Here is an 18,737-nt window from a genome sequence, read left to right as displayed (position 1 = left end):
ATTCGATTCACAATTATAAGCAGGACAAAGCAATGGACAGACAGCGCTGGTTGCAGGGTACCCTGTACCACCCGGATTTCGAGCAGGACAGCTGCGGATTCGGCCTCATCACCCAATTGGACGACAAACCCAGCCACTGGCTGGTAGAAACCGCCATCTCCTCGCTGGCCAAGCTGACCCACCGTGGAGCGGTGGCGGCAGACGGCAAATCGGGCGATGGCTGTGGCTTGCTGTTTCGCAAGCCGGACGGTTTCCTGCGTGAAGTGGCCGCCGAGGCCGATATCGCGCTGAAGGCAGTGTACGCCGCCGGTCTAGTATTCCACCACCCCGACCGTGAAATTGGCGATCGCAGCCTGCGTCGCCTGAAAGAGTTTCTGGAAGCCCAGCAACTGGAAGTAGCCGGTTTCCGCGTGGTGCCTACTGATTTGAGCGCCTGTGGCGAAGCCGCACTGGCCAGCCTGCCTGCCATTTCTCAGGTGTTCGTAAACTGTCCTTTTGGTATGGATGAGCTGACTTTCCAGCGTCGTCTGTACATGGGCCGTCGTCAGGCTGAAAAAGCCAACAAGGTGGACGATCCTGCGTTCTATCTGCCTACGCTGTCGCCGCACACCCTGTCCTACAAGGGCCTGGTGACGCCGGAAAACCTGCCCAAGTTCTTCCTGGACCTGAACGACCCGCGTTTTGAATCCAGCCTGGCGGTATTCCACCAGCGCTTCTCCACCAATACCTGGCCGCAATGGAAGCTGGCACAGCCTTTCCGCTTCCTGGCGCACAACGGTGAAATCAACACCGTGCAGGGCAACCGTTACTGGGCGCGTGCGCGCGAGCGCATCATGGCCTCGCCGCACCTGGACATGGACGCCGTCCGCCCCATCGTCCAGACCGACGGTTCGGACTCCATGAGCCTGGACAATATGCTGGAAGGCCTGCTGATGGGCGGCATTCCGCTGTTCCGTGCGCTGCGCCTGCTGGTGCCGCCGGCCTGGCAGAACGTGGACTCCACCGACAAGGACCTGCGCGCCTTCTACGAATACAACTCCATGCACATGGAGCCGTGGGACGGTCCGGCCGGCATCGTGCTGACTGATGGCCGCTACGCCGCCTGTATGCTGGACCGTAACGGCCTGCGTCCGGCGCGCTGGGTACTGACCAAGGACAATATCCTCACCATCGCCTCCGAAGTGGGCGTGTGGGACTACAAGCCGGAAGACGTGCTGCGCAAGGGCCGCGTGAAGCCGGGCCAGCTGTTTGCTGCCGACCTGGCTACCGGCGAGCTGCTGATGCCGGAAGACATCGACGCCATGCTCAAGAGCGCCAAGCCGTATCGCCAATGGATCAAGGACAGCGCCAAGTATCTGGAACTGTCGATCGAGGACGACGCCGGTATTGAAGCCATGGGCAAGGATGAGCTGACCCGCCTGCAAAAGCTGTACAACTTCAGCTATGAAGAGCGCGACCAGATCCTGCGCGTACTGGCGGAAGACGGCCAGGAAGCGGTCGGCTCCATGGGTGATGACACCCCGATGGCGGTGCTCAGCCAGAAAGTGCGTTCGCCGTTTGACTACCTGCGTCAGCAATTTGCCCAGGTGACCAACCCGCCGATCGACCCCATCCGCGAAGCGGTGGTGATGTCGCTCAACAGCGTGTTTGGCCCGGAACGCAATATGTTTGAAGAGAGCGCCGAACACGCCAAGCGTCTGGAAGTGCGCTCGCCGGTGCTGTCGCATGAAAAATTCGTGCGTGTCACTACCCGTCCGGAACCGTATCTGAAGGCCACCACCTTCGATCTGTGCTACGACCCGAGCGAAAGCTCCTTGCAGCAAGCCATCGAAAAACTGTGCCAGTACGTGATCGAAGCCGTTAACGAAGGCACGGTGATCGTGGTGCTGTCCGACCGCATCATTACCCAGGGTCGTTTGCCGATTCACGCCCTGTTTGCCACCGGTGCGGTACACCATGCGCTGATCGAAAGCGGCCTGCGCTGCAAGACCAACATCCTGCTGGAAACCGGCACCGTGCGCGACGCGCACCAGATGGCCTGTGTCATCGGTTATGGCGCGACGGCGGTTTATCCCTACCTGGCTTACCAGAGCATCATCGACCTGGTAAACAGCGGCGTGGTCAACTGCAAGATCAACGAAGCACTGCAGCACTACCGCAAGGGCATCAACAAGGGCCTGCTCAAAGTGCTGTCCAAGATGGGTATTTCCACCATCGCTTCCTATCGCGGCGCCCAGCTGTTTGAAGCCGTGGGCATCCACAAGGATGTGGTGGACCTGTGCCTGAAGGGCACGGTATCCCGCGTATCTGGTGCCAGCTTTGAAGATTTTGAAGACGACCAGCAACAACTGCTGCGCTTTGCCTTCAACCCGATGCGCCAGATTTCGCAAGGCGGCCTGCTCAAGTACGTGCACGGCGAGGAATACCACGCCTACAACCCAGACGTGGTGCAACTGCTGCAAAAGGCGGTACAGAACGACGACTACCAGGCCTACCAGCAATATGCCGACACGGTGAATACCCGTCCGGTGTCCATGCTGCGCGACCTGATGAAGGTAAAACTGGCCGACCAGCCTATCTCCGTCGACGAAGTCGAGCCGATCGAAGCCATCCTCAAGCGCTTTGACTCCGCTGGTATGTCGCTGGGCGCGCTGTCGCCGGAAGCCCACGAGGCACTGGCTACCGCCATGAACCGTCTGGGTGGCCGTTCCAACTCCGGTGAAGGTGGCGAAGATGCTTCCCGCTACGGCACCGAGAAGATGTCCAAGATCAAGCAGGTGGCCTCCGGCCGCTTTGGTGTCACCCCGCATTACCTGGTGAATGCCGAAGTGCTGCAGATCAAAGTAGCCCAGGGTGCCAAGCCGGGCGAAGGCGGCCAGCTGCCGGGCGACAAGGTCACCGGCCTGATTGCCCGTCTGCGTCACGCCAAGGAAGGCATCAGCCTGATTTCGCCGCCGCCGCACCACGACATCTACTCCATCGAAGACCTGGCGCAGCTGATTTTCGACCTGAAGCAGGTCAACCCGACCGCGCTGGTGTCGGTGAAACTGGTCGCCGAACCCGGCGTGGGCACCATTGCCGCCGGTGTGGCCAAGGCCTATGCCGACCTGATCACCATCTCCGGTTACGACGGTGGTACCGGTGCCTCGCCGCTGACCTCGGTGAAATACGCCGGCTCGCCGTGGGAACTGGGCCTGTCCGAAGCCCAACAGGTACTGCGTGCCAACGGCCTGCGTGGCCGGGTACGGGTGCAAACCGACGGTGGCCTGAAAACCGGCCTGGACGTGATCAAGGCAGCTATCCTGGGTGCGGAAAGCTTCGGCTTCGGTACTGGCCCGATGGTGGCGCTGGGCTGTAAATACCTGCGTATCTGCCACCTGAACAACTGCGCCACCGGCGTGGCCACCCAGGAAATCAAGCTGCGCTCCAAGTACTTCCTGGGCCTGCCGGAAATGGTGATGAACTACTTCCTGTTCATCGCCCGCGAAACCCGCGAATGGATGGCCAAGCTGGGTGTGCGCAGCATGGAAGAGCTGATCGGCCGCATGGACCTGATGGAACTGCTGGAAGGCGAAACAGCCAAGCAGAACAAGCTGGACCTGTCGCCGCTGTTGTCGCAAGGCACGGTGCCGGACGATGTGCCGCGCTTCTGCATCAGCGACAGCAACCCGTCCTTCGACAAGGGCGAGCTGGCCGAGCAGATTCTGGCTGATGCACTGCCTGCCATCCATAACAAGCAGATGCTGGAACTGTCCTACCCGATCGAGAACATCCATCGTTCCATCGGTGCCCGTCTGTCCGGCGAAATCGCCCGTGTACACGGCGCGGCTGGCCTGCCGTTTGGCTGCCTCAAGGTCAAGTTCAACGGCAGTGCCGGTCAGAGCTTTGGCGTATGGAACGCATCCGGCCTGCATCTGGAGCTGGAAGGCGATGCCAACGACTACGTCGGCAAGGGCATGGCCGGTGGCCGCGTCACCATCTACCCGCCGAAAAATGCGGCGTATGAAAGCGGCGAAGCCATCATCATCGGCAACACCTGCCTGTACGGCGCCACCGGTGGCCAGCTGTTTGCCGCTGGTGTGGCGGGCGAGCGTTTCGGCGTGCGTAATTCCGGCGCGCTGGCCGTGATCGAAGGCGCAGGCGACCACTGCTGCGAATACATGACCGGCGGTACCGTCATCGTGCTGGGCGAAACCGGCTACAACTTCGGTGCCGGCATGACCGGTGGCTTCGCCTTCGTCTACGACCCGGGCGAGCGCTTTGCCTACCGCTACAACAATGAACTGGTCGACATTCACCTGATCAACGGCGAAGCAATGGGCATGTACCGTGCCTTCCTGCTGGAGAAGATTGCCAAGCATGTCGAGCTGACCGGCTCCGAAACCGGTCGCGCCATGCTGCAAAACTTCGACGACTACGTGGACTACTTCTGGCTGGTGAAGCCAAAGGCCGCCACGTTGGACAGCCTGCTCAAGGATTGACGATCACGGGCGGGGCGTTTGCCCCGCCGCAATGGAAACAACAGGGTCTGCTGCCGTTTACAAGGCCGGGCCCGCAGTCAGGAAACGATCATGAGTGACGTATTCCAGTTCATGAAGCTCTCCCGCAACCCCGGCGAAAAAGTCGAAGCTGCGGTGCGCAAGATTGAGTTCAAGGAAATCTACCAGCCGCTGCATCAGGTGGATGCAGCCGAACAGGCCGGGCGCTGCCTGTCCTGTGGCAACCCTTATTGCGAATGGGAATGCCCGGTACACAATTACATTCCCAACTGGCTGAAACTGGTGGACGAAGGCAAGTTGTTTGAAGCGGCCGAAATGTCGCACAAGACCAACAGCCTGCCGGAAATCTGCGGCCGCGTTTGCCCGCAAGACCGCCTTTGCGAAGGTGCTTGCACGCTCAATCAGGGTGGTTTTGGTGCCGTCACCATTGGCAGCATCGAAAAATACATCACCGACGAAGCCTACAAGGCCGGCTGGCGTCCGGACATGTCCAAGGTGATCTGGAGCAACAAGAAAGTCGCCGTCATCGGTGCTGGCCCGGCTGGCCTTGCCTGTGCCGACGTGCTGGTACGCAACGGCGTGAAGCCGGTGGTCTACGACCGTTACGAAGAAATCGGCGGCCTGCTTACCTTCGGCATCCCGGAATTCAAGCTGGAAAAGTCCGTTGTTCAGCGCCGTCGCGAAATCATGCAAGGCATGGGCGTGGAATTCGTACTGAATACCGAAATCGGCAAGGACATCGAAATCGAAGCCCTGCTGGAACAGTACGACGCCGTATTCATGGGCATGGGTGCTTACAAGTACATGAAGGGTGGCTTTGCCGGAGAAGATCTGCCGGGCGTGCTGGAAGCGCTGCCGTATCTGGTCAACAACGTACGTCAGTGCATGGACACCCTGCCGGAAGGCGAAGCCGCTGTTTCCATGTCCGGCAAGCGCGTGGTGGTGCTGGGTGGTGGCGACACCGCCATGGACTGCAACCGCACCGCCATCCGTCAGGGTGCCAAGCGTGTCACCTGCGCCTACCGCCGTGACGAGGCAAACATGCCGGGTTCCAAGCGCGAAGTGGCCAATGCCAAGGAAGAGGGCGTGGAATTCCGCTGGAACAGCCAGCCGGTGGGCATTGAACAACTGCCCAATGGCGCGCTGGCCGTGATCCTGGCCGAAACCCGCCTGGGAGAGCCGGATGCCAAAGGACGTCGTAATGCCGAAATCGTACCGGGCAGCGAAGAGCGCATCGAGTGCGACCACGTCATCATCGCCTTCGGCTTCCAGGTGGAAGCTGCCAGCTGGTTTGACCGCGCTGGCATCAGCAGCCAGCCCAATGGCCGCACCATTGCCTCGGAAAAGTCCAAGTTCAAGTACCAGACCAGCCACGCCAAGATCTTCGCAGGCGGCGACCAGGTACGCGGCGCTGACCTCGTGGTGCGTGCCGTGTTCGAAGGCCGTCAGGCTGCAGAAGGCATGCTGAGCTACCTGCAGGTGTGGTAAGTAGGGATTGCCTGATTGCTTGAGTAATAAAGCCCGCCTACCGGCGGGCTTTTTCGTTACGCGTGCGGTAGGTGGCTGTAGCCAAGCCAGCTGTTACAATGTGTCGTTTTTGATTTTGATTTTGATTATGCAGACTGGTTTGAACACAATCTGCTCAGTCCGCGCGCATTTTGAAATGTGGCTGCCTGCAAGCCGTGTGTACACGGCGAGATGCATGACTGGCCATCATTGTTTGCCATGTATGAGGTATTCATGACTCGTTTTCTGTCGATGAGCGACGCGGCGGCCAGCAAAGGCTGGCACGCAATGGCGGTACTGTTGCTGTCCTTCATCTATGTTGCCGTATGCAGCGTGGGGCATACGGTGGCATTACGTTACGCCTTTCAAGGTGGTTTGCTGCTATTAGCACTGCCTTTGTTGCACCATAGCCTGCCCACCTTCAGGGCTGCCAGATATCCCATCATTCTGCTGGCCCTGTTCATGGCCTATGCCACAGTACATACCTTGCTGTTATCACGCTGGCCAGCCATTTCCATTGCGGAACTGCGCAGCCAACTGGGGATAGCCACCTTATGGTTCTTTATCGGCATGGTTCTGTATCGGGTATGGCGCAAGTTTTCCATTATCGACGTGGTGATTGCCGGTGGCGTAGCGCTGGCACTAGCCGAGTTCGGCCTGGAGGCCTACCAGTATTTCACCACCGGTACCTGGCCATACCGTGAAACCTTCTCGACACCCACGTATCTTGAATTCACCTTCCTGATCAACTTCGTGTTGGCCTTTGTCGTCGCCACCTTGTGCTTTGGGCATTGGGGTCGCAGCCAGGTCAGCCGCATCAGCAAACCATGGCTGCTGGCCATTCTGGCCTTGTTCGTCTTTGTCAGCCTGCATGCTGCCGCGCGTAACGGCATGATCGGCATGGTGTACCTCAGCATGTCCATGTTGCTGCTGTATTCCATTTTTCAGGGCGTGAAGCATGGTTGGGGCAAGTTATTGCTGATCTGGCTGGTGGTGCTTGGCACTCTGGGAGGGCTAGTGACCTATGCGATCAAGCAAGACAGTCGCAATCTGGCGTTTACCGAATCGGTAGCGGCTGGCTGGGACTACCAGCAGCATCCTAGCTGGACGCAGATCGGCCCCTTGCCGTTGATGTCAAACGGTGAACCGGTGGATGACTCGGCTTTCAAGCGCGTGGCCTGGATTCACAGCGGCCTGGACATGATAGCCAGCCATCCCCTTGGTTTTGGCTTCATGCGCGAAGTATTTGCCCAGGCGGCCACCAGCATGGGCATCAAGAATAATCTGGGGCATGCCCATAGTGGCTTCATCGATCTGGGGCTGGCACTGGGTGTCCCCGGCATTGTGCTGTGGCTGCTGTTCTGCGCCAGCTTGTTTGTCACTGGCTACCGGCGTTTCCGCTATCAGCAGGATGTACGCGGCCTGATGCTGATGTTGATGGTGTGCGGCTTTCTGGGGCGCATGCTCAATGAGAGCATCTTCCGCGACCATATGCTGCAGTTGTTCTTGTTTGTGGCAGGGGCTTTGCTAGCAGAGTTGAATGGCAACTTGACTAAACGTGTTGATGATTAAAACGTGGGTGTCCGTGTCATTTCCCGGACACCCGGTTCTATCCATGCATCAAGCGCGTCCGTATCTATCCTCCAGGCGCACGATATCATCTTCGCCAAGATAAGAGCCGGATTGAACTTCGATCAATTCCAGTGGAATTTTCCCCGGATTCTCCAATGCATGTACTTCGCCAACCGGAATATAGATCGATTGGTTTTCAGTAAGCAGTACCTCTTCCTTACCGCGTAACACTTTTGCTGTCCCAGAGACAACAATCCAGTGCTCTGCGCGATGGTGATGCATCTGTACTGACAGGCGTGCACCCGGCTTCACAGAAATACGTTTTACTTGATAGCGGCTGCCAGTATCCACACTGTGATAACTCCCCCAAGGACGATATACTTTGCAGTGTTGATCTGCTTCTTTCCTTGCGTGTAGTTTAAGTTCTTCAACTATCTTCTTTACATCCTGACTTTTGCCTCTACGCGTCACCAGTACAGCATCTGCCGTATTAACCACAATGAGATCATTGACCCCTTGTGTAGCCAATAACCGCCCTCCCTCACTGTATAAATAGCAGTTCTGGCTATCCTGGCTAATGACATCCCCACGTACCACATTTCCGGCAGTATCGTGTGCAGAAACTTCCCACAAGGCATCCCAGGAGCCGACATCGCTCCATCCTGCATCCAGGGGAGTAACTACTGCATTAGCTGTCTTCTCCATTACCGCATAGTCAATTGACTCTGCACGACAGGCTGTAAATGTGGCAGGATCAAGGCGCAAGAAATCATGGTCAACCGCTGCAGTGTCTATTGCCAAACGACATGCTTCTAGAATGTCGGGCGCATGCTTAGCAAGTTCATCCAGCAAAGCGGAAGCTTTGAACATGAACATGCCGCTATTCCATAAGTATGAACCACAATCCACATATTGTTGTGCTGTTGGTAAATCAGGCTTTTCAACAAAACGACTAATATTCATGCCTACTGAAGTTGCATCCAGAGGCTTGCCCATTTCAATATAGCCATAACCTGTTTCCGGATGAGTTGGGACAATTCCGAAAGTAATCAGGGTACCACTAGATGCTAAATGACGAGCATGATCAATGGCAAGTTGGAAAGCTGCGATATCCTGGATGGCATGATCTGCGGCAAGAACAAGCAATAAGGGGTCTTTACCTTGCTGTAGAGCTGCCATCGCAGCTACTGCCACCGCAGGAGCAGTATTACGGCCGACAGGTTCCAGAATGATTGAGGAGGCTTTAACATCTATCTGTCTCAATTGTTCTGCAACAATAAAGCGATGTTCTTCATTGCAAACAATAATTGGGCTTTGCAATTGGGGAACGCCAGTAAGGCGTTGCAAAGTACTCTGCAACATTGTTTTTTCGTCGCACAGGCTGAGGAATTGCTTGGGAAACAGTCCACGTGAAAGTGGCCATAGGCGGCTACCAGTACCGCCAGATAGTATAACTGGAATCATAGTAGCTCCATGCGTTTATTTTGACTTTTGCAAAATTTGATGATTCGTCTTTTTTCTATCAACATCAATAAACCAGCCCCACTTGTTAAAATATTTAATAGCGGAGCAGATATGAATGAAAAGTATTTTCTTGTTCTTGTAAGAAGATTTTGCAAATTCATGTATTATTTTGACGCTGGGGAAAAATAAAATATTCCCGGACTGTGAAATGCGTCGTGTCAAGTCTATATCTTCCATGTACATGAAGAATCGCGGATCAAAGCCTGCGTGCTGCTTTAATATATCAGTTTTAATCCCGATGAAACACCCGGATGCGCAAGGAAGGTGTATTTCACTTTCATAGTCAAACCAATGCATTTCATACTGATAATCTAATTTCTTTGCTGCCCATGGCATAAAGCGACGGAAGATCAGATTAGCAGGTGTTGGCAAAATTTTACAAAGACGCTGTATTTTTTTGTCAGGATAAATTATTTGTGGGGTTATTGCAGAAAGTTCTACTTCACCTAGTAAACGTGTTGCTAGTTGTTCTATTGCAGATGCATCGAATTCAATGTCTGGGTTTAATATAAAGTGGACGTCAGAATCTATGAGGGGGAGTGCCTTGTTATGCGCTATTCCAAATCCTGGATTGTCAGGGCTATGAATGTACAACGTATTATAAGATGAACATATCGAGGAAAGTACATCACAGGGGGAGTTATCAATGCAAATGGTTTTAATATCAATTGTTGATTTGGCAATGCACGCAAGTAGCTTGCTTACCATTTCAACTGGTGTCTTATAAAAAACAACGGATGCGGATATTTTCATGAGTATCTATCAATTTAATGAGTGGTTTGCCACATCCTGATGCGTCGGTATAAATATTTTATTTTTTCAAATGAGGATGCTAAGAAATACTCTATGCAAGATATCTTTTTATTTCTTTTTAATGTTTTGAAAACTTGCATGGCACCTTCATGCATGGCAGGGACATTTTTGCTAAGTCCAGATTCGCCAAGGGGCATTTTAAAACCACCTGCCAGTGAGGAGTTGATGAATAATCCCGGATAAGCCATGGTATTTTCAATCCAGCACTTATGATCTTCCATTCTACGCAGTGATTCGTCAAACAATATAAAATCTGACTTAAATGCCATTACTGTTGGTGTGGCAAAGTAATTTTTAAACAAAAGTTTCTTGTAATTTATTATCTTGTAGGTTGTTATTTTATCATTCAGACAATTACTTGTATTTAAATTTGGTATGTATTGATGAGCGCTAATTTTATATTTTAATTCAACTGTTAATGCATATTGAATTTCAATTTTATTTGGATGCCAGCAATCATCAGCATCAAGGAATGCAATATAATTGGATTCGGATTTTAAAATCCCAATATTCCTGGCGTGCGACACGCCCATATTTTTTTTTAACTTAATAATTTGTAATTTTGTCAGGCCACCAATTATGGTTTGAAGGTTATCTAAATAGGTTGTAGAGGTCGAGCCATCATCGACAACTACTATTTCATTAGGTAGCACTGTTTGCGAAATTACAGATTTTATTGCGCGAGAAAGAGTTTCTTCTGCATTAAAACAGGGCACTATCACCGATAGATCTGCCTTAACAACCATGATCAAATCCTTATGAAATTACTTCAATTTTAACTTGATCATGATTCTTGCAGGTATCATCATTCCAAAGAGATAGGATAGATTTTTTGTCAGGAAAAGTTCCCTTAATTTTAGACTGAGGTTATAAATTCGTATGGTATATAAATTCTTGGAAGAAGTCGCCTGATGTCGATGGCGGCGATATAAAAGAAGCTTCTTGTCAAGACGTTGGAATTTCACGTCAGGAAGTTCCCTTGCAATACGCATCCATAAGTCGTAGTCTTCTGAGAATCGGCCAAATGAATATCCACCCAACTGGTTAAGTATGTTCTTTCTTAGCATGACAGTGGGGTGTGCAATACAGCAAAAATAAGGCAGCAAATCTTTAATTTCATCATTTGATAGCCCACCGAATTCAGCCTCACTGAAAATAGTTCCACCCTCATCGATATAGGAATAGGAAGTAGATACAACGCCAATATCAGGATGATGGTCAAGGACTGCAACCTGATGCTTTAATCTTGACTTGTCAGCAATATCATCAGCATCCATCCTGGCAATGTAATTACCACGGGAAAGATGAGTGCCTAGGTTCAAGGCAAAGGGTAAGCCCTTGATCTCTGTTCGAATGATTGTGATAGCTGGGTTGTTTGAATAACGATTAATAATAATATTAAAATCATCATCACTACAGCCATTTGCAATAATTAACAGCTCAAAGTCCAGAAAGTCTTGTGCAAGAATGCTATCGACAGCCACTGGAAAATACTCATCCACCTTGTAGACAGGGAGCAGGACAGAAACATGTGGTTGCTTGTTATCAGTACTCATCTCAAGACTCATGATATTTGTTTAGTTTAATCCAGCTATCTGGTATCAAGTCCTCAGTATTAATGCTCTGATCATCAAACCATGGTTTTGGGCAGATCACGATATTATCTTGCCCATGGTCAGCTAGCCAAGCAGCCCACCAACTGAATGTACTATTTGCGATGACATGATTTTTTGCATTAGACATTAGCCAGAAATCTTCCTCTGCAGTGCCTCCTGTGACATAACTGCATTGATAACCTTGCAGTAAATCACCAAATTCAAGTTCGGTCCAGGTAATGTCATCGCTGAAAAAGAAAAACTCTGGTTCTATATATTTATTTTTAATTAATTCGATTGCTGCCTTGTAATAGTCAGTAGAGCATACGCCATGCTTGGCAAGGGCATGTGGGTTAGATAAGTAATCTCCACGGCGAATATGAATAGCTACCACGTCATCTTGTCTGATCTTTCGTAGATAGTCCTGGTAATTCTCATTCAATTCATTTTTAGGAGAGAATTCTATCTTTAATGATTCTCTGTACTTGGAGAAGTATGCAGCACTTTGCCAGTATCCAACAAGATTGACTATCTTGTTCTGTTTGATTGGTAATGCCTGGAAGGTGAATGCTTTTTCAAGCAACCAGTTGCCGAAGAAAAAGTTAAGTTTTGGAAATCGTGTCAGTAATTTAATTTGCCATAATGGGAAGTATGAATATTCTTCAATTTTTAATTCTCTTGCTGATATATTAAATCTGTCGAGTTTATACCCGCCATGTAAGGTATAGGAATCAAAAAAACGAATATCAAGAACCAGTTCCCTTCCTTGTTCTTTGGATAGTGCGTATGCTGTTGCATACTGAAAGAGCTGGTTTCCTAGTCCACCCATCAGCCTGGTAGAAATAATATTATGCATTGGATTTCTCTGTCGGCAACTGAATGTGTAGCATAAAGTCAATAGAGTCGTTATTTTTTTGTATGAGGTACAGTAGCCCAATAGCAAATAGTGCAATCATGCTGATGGAGGCAGCCTGAGAAATAAATGAATGATAATTGGGTAGTAGCTTTGAAAAAAGAAATATCAAAATACCACATGCGGTACTGATAACAATTGGTTTTGTCTGCATTTTAAAATCTAGACATTTTCCTACTCGGTAAAAGGCTGTTGTAGCAGCAATAGCCCAGGAAATGGCCATGATCCATGGTAAGCTTTGTACAGAATGGAAAAATGTATAGCAGAAAATGACCCCGACTATTCCGGATATGGCTGCTATCAAATAGGGAATTATCATCGATGATGTTTTTTTCTCTATCTGAGTTGCCTGCATTTGTACGTTTGTAAATACGCGCAAGAATTCAAAAATCATTGCAGTTTGACAGTATTCAACTGCATCACTATAACGACTATCAGTAAGCAATGTTATGAGTTTTGGTGCGACGGAAATGCCGAAAAACAACATGAAAAGATAGCTGGGAAGTAAAGCACTCTTCATGTGAAAAAATGCAAGCTTTGAATATTGCTTATTGTTCACGCTGAGCGCGTAGTAATATTTTGGATATATTACCTGGCTGCCAATTGTTTCAATAATAGCCCAAAATTGCCCTGATATGGCAAAGCCTACAATAAAGATTGCAAGTACACTTCCACCCCAAACGTAATCTACATAAAATCGATATCCGTTAGATAGAAACCACATTAAACCAGTGGATGCTGCAATAGGTAGGCAGTAATGAATGATTTCATTGCTACGTATAAATTTTTCTTTCAAATTTTGTTTTTGTGGGCGCAAATTTTTTCTAAGCAGGGACGCCGCAACCAATGCTCCAAGCAAAAGCCCGACTACTTGCCCTGCCAGCCAGGTTGAAACCTGTGCGCTGATATTCACCAGTATGACTGAGCATAGCAAGCTTGCTAGTGTAGTCAGCAGAGCGAGTGATGCGGATTGCTCCTGTTTGCCCAACATATTCATTAGCGGGATTAATGTGGCGTTCCAGGTTCCAGCCCATATCATTGTTGCAACGGCGGTGCTGACACCTGCAATCAAAAACCAGTCAGTCGCAGGATATATATGCCACCCATACCAGATAGCAGTACAAATTAACGATAGCAGTGTAAGAAAGGTAAGATATCTATTGTATTGGAACAATTTCTCCTGCAATACATTTTTCTGGTACCACTCATGAGTATGTCTATTTAGAAATTGCCCAATTGGGTTGATAAAAAAAAGACCGAAGAAAGTCGTTATGGATGTTAGCAAGCCAAGAAGACCAAACTGCTCCAGAGGAAGAAAATGTGTGGAGAGTCGAATGGTTGCCAGACCGATTAAAGCTTGACACAGTCTTGTGAAAGACAGCCAAAGGATAACAGTCTTGTTCTTAGTCAATCTAATCTTCCAATATCTTTCAGTATTTGGTTTGTGATGGTAGCGGCAAAATATTCAGCTGAAAATGGTGTGGATCTTTTACTTTTTAAGAATGATTTAATATTATCTTGGTATTTTTCAAGTTGTGTGTCGTTCAGGGAGCGCATATGTTCAAAGAGCTGCTGGTGGTTTTGGAATTTTCTCCGGTCAATATAGCAATCTTCGGGGATGTAATCCTGAATGTCCGGAGCTCCCCAGTAAACGGGTATGCAGCCTGCAAAAAAACAATCAAATATTTTCTCGGTAATATATGAGTTGTGATTTTTAAAATTTTCATAGCAAATGCAGAATTTGAAATCATTCAAAACTACTTGCTTGTTTTCTATTCGGCCATGGTATGACTTGAATGGATTTATTTTTAAAAAACTAGGTATTTTCCCATATATTTTAAATGCCTTTTTCAAAATATTGTTGCGTGGCATTGCTGGTTTATCCCAGCCAACTCCATATAATGAAAATAAATCTAAATGATTGGATTCAAACCATCTTATGGTCTTTAGTCGTTCGCTGTAAAGGTCATTTGCTTGGTGTGTAGCACTACTTTTGTTGCCAGCTATTAAACATGCGAAACCGGTTCTATTTCGAGATGGTATTACATCTTCCAGAATTATTTTGTTAGGGAAGAATATTTTCTTAATATTTTTTGATTTTATATCTGTGCGCCATGTAAAAATCATGTCTGCACCACTAGATACTAGATAATTCGCGGAATTATTTTTATGGATTTCAGGGGTTTCTAGCGCCAGTATATATTTTCGAACGTTCTTGTTATATAAAGTATTGTTAGGTCTATAGTCGTTATGGATTATAAATAATGGATCTTCGTTTTCAGGTGTCAGATAGTCTGATGTATGGATTTCGATATTATTTTCATTGAGTGTTTTTTTTAAAAGAAAATAGGGGTATGCTGCATTGTCCCTATTTATTTTGGTGTTCGATAATAAAAATAATTCATCATTGCTATGGCCTGAAATGATTAGCCCATATTTATTGCGGCCGGCAGTCGAATATTTTTCTTGCGTTACTTGGGTCATGTTCCCACCATTTGGCTTTAGAGAGATATTTTTGTGTTTCCTCATCAAGCCTATATTTGATAATCCGTGCAGGAACACCTGCGACAATTGCGTAGTCTGGTACATCTTTTGTTACAACCGAGTTCGCCCCTATCACTGCTCCGGTACCAATTTTCACACCTCTAAGTATTACCGCATCTACGCCGATCCATACATCAGGGCCGATTATGCAGATGCCCTGCGTAAGCTGGTTGTATGGATCATCGTAAAAAATTGAAGATGTGGATGGTTTTGATAAGTCGTGTTCACCTTGTCCAATAGATACATTATTGGCAATGGAAACATACTGAGCAATTTCAGATTTAGTAATGTTGCAGTTTTTTCCAATATATGTATTGGATTTTATTTTGGTGTGCTTGTCAATGCTTGTATGCTTCCCAATGGCGATGTGATTTCCATTGATTGCCCTCCAGTCGGTTTCAAATGATTGAAAGTTGACATGCTTCAATAGGCTGAAATATTGTTTCGCAATAATCCATATTAAATATTTAATGAAGGAAGTCATCACAAATCAATAGTTGTTTTTAGGAATTTAAGTTCATCATGGAGAGTGAAATGATGATTTCCTACGAATAGGCCATTTTTATCAATGTGGTCGGCATTTTCCAATGTGTCGTGAATGCTGTAATCAAACCACTTCATCACTTCATTTTTTGCGAAATTACCTGCAACGATTGGACGGACATCAATATTAGCGGCTGATAAGCGATTGACTAGCTCATTCCTGCTAATAGGTGCCTCCGGCTTCAAAGTCATTGCAAACCCAAACCAGCTGCTGCAGCCAGTTTCTTGCTGAATTTCGATCCATGGGTGATTGTGAAACAAGGACTGGAATATTTGAGCATTCTGACGACGCATGGCAATCATGCTATCCAGCTTTCTAATTTGTTCCTGACCGATGGCACCACTTAACTCCAGAGGGCGCAAATTGTATCCGGGAAGCACAAAGCGGAATGACTCTTCGAATGGATTATCGCTTTTTTCCCCGCAGACATGATTATGCTTTGGCAGATTACGCGTCCAGCCATGCGCACGCACACTTAATAGAATGTGGTACAGCTCCTCATCATCAGTGACGACAAGCCCTCCCTCCATTGTGGAAATGTGATGGCTAAAGAAACTGCTGAATGTCCCCATCAGTCCATAAGTACCTGCTTGCTTCCCTGCCAGGGTTGCCCCCATCGATTCACAGTTGTCTTCCAGCAGAATGATATTTTTGTCAGCAATGATTTTATTGATCTGAATAAAATCATTTGGGTTTCCGAGCAAGTTCACGGTCAAGATGGCTCTGGTCTTGCTGCTGATTGCGGACTCCAGCTTTTTGAGATCTATATTCAGTGTAGTCGGGTCGATATCAACAAATTTTACAGTCAGGCCATATTGTTGAAGTGGATAGTAGGTAGTGCTCCAGGAGACTGCCGGGACGATTACTTCATCACCAGCTTGCAGTGGATTTTCCTTACGGAACATCAGTGCCGCAATCATTGCCAGGTTAGCAGAGGAGCCAGAGTTAACCATTACTGCATAGCGACTACCTACCCATTCAGCAAATTGCTGTTCGAATTTGGCAACTTCTTTTCCCATGGAAAACATGCCAGAGCGAATGACTCGTTGCATGGCTTCATATTCGGCTTCATCCCAGGTTGTGCTGGCCAGTGGGTAATGCATGTTCAATTCCCTTGCTGTGTTCTTAAATAATATTGGTAGGTCTTTGACAGGCCATCGTGCAATGAAGTCTTTGCCTGCCAGCCCCAGCGATGTGCTTTGTCGACATTGGTGAGTTTGCGGTTCATACCAACCGGTTTACTCAAATCGTGTACGAAACTTCCTTGGTAGCCGACTACCGCAGCCGCAATTTGGTAATATTCATTTACGGTATGGTCATGACCCAAGCCAATGTTCATCAAGGCTGGAGATTCTTCTATACGTTCACAGAGTTGGATAAGTGCTTCTGCCAAGTCACCGGCATACATGAACTCGCGACGTGCATTACCATCCCCCCAAATTTCTACCGTCTTTTCACCTGTCAATTTTGCATGATGCAATTTGTGGAGAATGGCTGGTATCAGGTGAGACCAGCGTGGATCAAACTTGTCGAATGGTCCATATAGATTGCAGGGAATGATGGTTTTGTAATGCAATGTGCTGTCTTCTCGTGAAAGGTAGTCAGCCAGTCGCGCAACTGTTATCTTGGCAAGAGCATAGCCCTCATTGGTTGGCTCCAATTCGCCACCCAGCACATCCTCCTCAACCAGCGCTTCCATTCTGTTGCGAGGGTACATGCAAGAGCTGCCGATATTAATCAGTTTGCTTATGCCAAGTTCTGCTGCGGCCAGTAATAAATTACGGCCCATGTCCATATTTTCGACAAGAAATCGTACCGGCTCACGCATGTTTGCCTGTATACCACCAACTTTGCCTGCGGCATGAATGACGAGATCTGGTTTGTGTTGTTTCAGAAAACTCAAGGTGTCCGCATAATCAGTCAAGTCCAATTCGGCATGCCGTGGAGTCAACCATTCAAAGTCTTTAGCATTATCATGTCCCAGCAGATTGGAGCCAACCATACCGGACGAGCCAGTCAACAAAATTTTCATATCGAAATCTACTGTATATTTATCGTTCGCAACTGACTTTTACATCAAAGCCATGGTTTTTAAGTAGAGCATGTTGTCTGGCTTGTTCAAGGTCATAGTTGACCATTTCTTGGATCATTTCATCCAGAGTGGTTTCTGGAACCCACCCCAGCTTTTCTTTTGCTTTGCTTGGGTCGCCTAGCAGTGTTTCAACTTCTGCTGGACGGAAGTAGCGTCGATCTACTTCTACGATAACGTCACCAACCTTCAGTGCAGGGGCATTATTGCCTTCAATAGCAGTTACTTTTGCTATTTCATTTACACCTGTACCGATAAATTCCAGCTTGATGCCCAGCTGTGCTGCGGATTTTTGAATGAATTCACGGACGCTATACTGCAGGCCTGTAGCAATGACAAAGTCTTCTGGCTGATCTTGTTGTAGCATCATCCACTGCATTTTTACATAGTCGCGCGCATGACCCCAATCGCGCAGGGCATCCATATTGCCCATATACAGGCACTTTTCAAGCCCGTAAGCGATGTTGGCCAGGCCACGTGTGATTTTGCGAGTAACAAAGGTTTCACCACGGCGGAAGGATTCATGGTTGAACAGAATTCCGTTGCAGGCGTAAATGCCATATGCTTCGCGATAATTGATGGTTATCCAGTATGAGTACAATTTCGCAACTGCATAAGGGCTGCGTGGATAGAATGGTGTGGTTTCCTTCTGAGGAACCTCCTGTACCAAACCATATAGCTCTGACGTGGATGCCTGGTAAAAGCGAGTTTTCTTTTCAAGGCCGAGAAAGCGGATTGCTTCCAGCAGTCTCAATGTCCCCATCGCATCGACATCAGCGGTGTATTCAGGAGACTCAAAGCTGACTGCGACGTGCGATTGAGCACCCAGGTTGTAAACTTCATCAGGCTGCACTTCATTGATAATACGGATGAGGTTTGATGAGTCCGTCAGATCGCCGTAGTGCAGTTTTAGCTTCGGATTTTCTACATGCGGATCTTCAAAAATATGATCAATACGCTGGGTATTGAATAAAGAAGCACGTCGTTTTATCCCGTGAACTTCATAGCCCTTTTCGAGCAGAAACTCTGCCAAGTAAGAGCCATCTTGGCCGGTAATGCCTGTAATCAGTGCTTTTTTCGTCATTTTAAATTCTTTCCGTTATGTTCAATATCAGATTAGGGATAGGCATACATAACA

14 protein-coding genes are annotated in these 18,737 nt (G+C 48.4%); 3 read left to right on the top strand and 11 right to left on the bottom strand.

Going from position 1 to position 18,737, the window contains the following annotated elements; translation table 11 throughout:
- The first annotated feature begins 32 nt into the window (after positions 1–32).
- From gltB to ACODR9_RS18210, 3 genes are all read left to right on the top strand, one after another.
- A complete protein-coding gene (gene gltB, locus ACODR9_RS18220; protein ID WP_488811014.1) occupies positions 33–4,481 on the top strand; it encodes a glutamate synthase large subunit in 4,449 nt (1,482 codons plus the stop codon).
- Positions 4,482–4,571: 90 nt separating this feature from the next.
- Positions 4,572–5,987, top strand: a complete 1,416-nt coding sequence (locus tag ACODR9_RS18215) for an FAD-dependent oxidoreductase (RefSeq protein ID WP_488811012.1) — start codon at positions 4,572–4,574, stop codon at positions 5,985–5,987.
- 252 nt (positions 5,988–6,239) lie between these two features.
- The gene (locus ACODR9_RS18210) at positions 6,240–7,577 is read left to right on the top strand and encodes an O-antigen ligase family protein (protein ID WP_488811010.1); all 1,338 of its coding nucleotides are present in this window, start codon (positions 6,240–6,242) and stop codon (positions 7,575–7,577) included.
- A 48-nt stretch (positions 7,578–7,625) separates the two neighbouring features.
- Here the strand turns inward: ACODR9_RS18210 and ACODR9_RS18205 are convergent, their stop codons facing one another.
- The 11 genes from ACODR9_RS18205 to gmd are packed head-to-tail and all read right to left on the bottom strand — an operon-like array spanning position 7,626 to position 18,683.
- The gene (locus ACODR9_RS18205) at positions 7,626–9,041 is read right to left on the bottom strand and encodes a mannose-1-phosphate guanylyltransferase/mannose-6-phosphate isomerase (RefSeq protein WP_488811008.1); all 1,416 of its coding nucleotides are present in this window, start codon (positions 9,039–9,041) and stop codon (positions 7,626–7,628) included.
- A gap of 15 nt (positions 9,042–9,056) precedes the next feature.
- Complete coding sequence (locus tag ACODR9_RS18200) at positions 9,057–9,854, bottom strand: glycosyltransferase family 2 protein (RefSeq protein ID WP_488811006.1); 798 nt, start codon at positions 9,852–9,854, stop codon at positions 9,057–9,059.
- A 14-nt stretch (positions 9,855–9,868) separates the two neighbouring features.
- Positions 9,869–10,660, bottom strand: coding sequence for a glycosyltransferase family 2 protein (locus ACODR9_RS18195; protein ID WP_488811004.1), 792 nt, complete (start codon positions 10,658–10,660; stop codon positions 9,869–9,871).
- Between the two features lie 18 nt (positions 10,661–10,678).
- The gene (locus ACODR9_RS18190) at positions 10,679–11,470 is read right to left on the bottom strand and encodes a glycosyltransferase (RefSeq protein WP_488811002.1); all 792 of its coding nucleotides are present in this window, start codon (positions 11,468–11,470) and stop codon (positions 10,679–10,681) included.
- A gap of 1 nt (position 11,471) precedes the next feature.
- On the bottom strand, positions 11,472–12,365 hold the full coding sequence (locus tag ACODR9_RS18185; protein ID WP_488811000.1) for an alpha-1,2-fucosyltransferase: 894 nt from the start codon (positions 12,363–12,365) through the stop codon (positions 11,472–11,474).
- Positions 12,358–13,833 carry a lipopolysaccharide biosynthesis protein gene (locus tag ACODR9_RS18180; protein WP_488810998.1) on the bottom strand — a complete coding sequence of 492 codons (1,476 nt, stop codon included), beginning with the start codon at positions 13,831–13,833 and terminating at the stop codon, positions 12,358–12,360. Before ACODR9_RS18180 ends, ACODR9_RS18185 begins: the two co-directional genes overlap by 8 nt.
- Entirely contained in the window at positions 13,830–14,906 is a 1,077-nt protein-coding gene (locus ACODR9_RS18175) for a glycosyltransferase family 10 domain-containing protein (protein ID WP_488810996.1), read from the bottom strand. The genes ACODR9_RS18180 and ACODR9_RS18175 overlap by 4 nt, the downstream gene beginning before the upstream one ends.
- Complete coding sequence (locus tag ACODR9_RS18170) at positions 14,860–15,450, bottom strand: CatB-related O-acetyltransferase (protein ID WP_488810994.1); 591 nt, start codon at positions 15,448–15,450, stop codon at positions 14,860–14,862. The genes ACODR9_RS18175 and ACODR9_RS18170 overlap by 47 nt, the downstream gene beginning before the upstream one ends.
- Positions 15,450–16,613, bottom strand: coding sequence for a DegT/DnrJ/EryC1/StrS family aminotransferase (locus ACODR9_RS18165; protein WP_488810992.1), 1,164 nt, complete (start codon positions 16,611–16,613; stop codon positions 15,450–15,452). Before ACODR9_RS18165 ends, ACODR9_RS18170 begins: the two co-directional genes overlap by 1 nt.
- 2 nt (positions 16,614–16,615) lie before the next feature.
- Complete coding sequence (locus ACODR9_RS18160) at positions 16,616–17,542, bottom strand: GDP-L-fucose synthase family protein (RefSeq protein WP_488810990.1); 927 nt, start codon at positions 17,540–17,542, stop codon at positions 16,616–16,618.
- 19 nt (positions 17,543–17,561) lie between these two features.
- Positions 17,562–18,683 carry a GDP-mannose 4,6-dehydratase gene (gene gmd, locus ACODR9_RS18155; protein WP_488810988.1) on the bottom strand — a complete coding sequence of 374 codons (1,122 nt, stop codon included), beginning with the start codon at positions 18,681–18,683 and terminating at the stop codon, positions 17,562–17,564.
- Between the last annotated feature and the right edge of the window lie 54 nt (positions 18,684–18,737).

The organism is Aquitalea sp. FG25, from assembly GCF_057809375.1.
The sequence above is the reverse complement of the archived record's forward strand: the minus strand, read 5'-3'. Positions and strand labels throughout refer to the sequence as shown.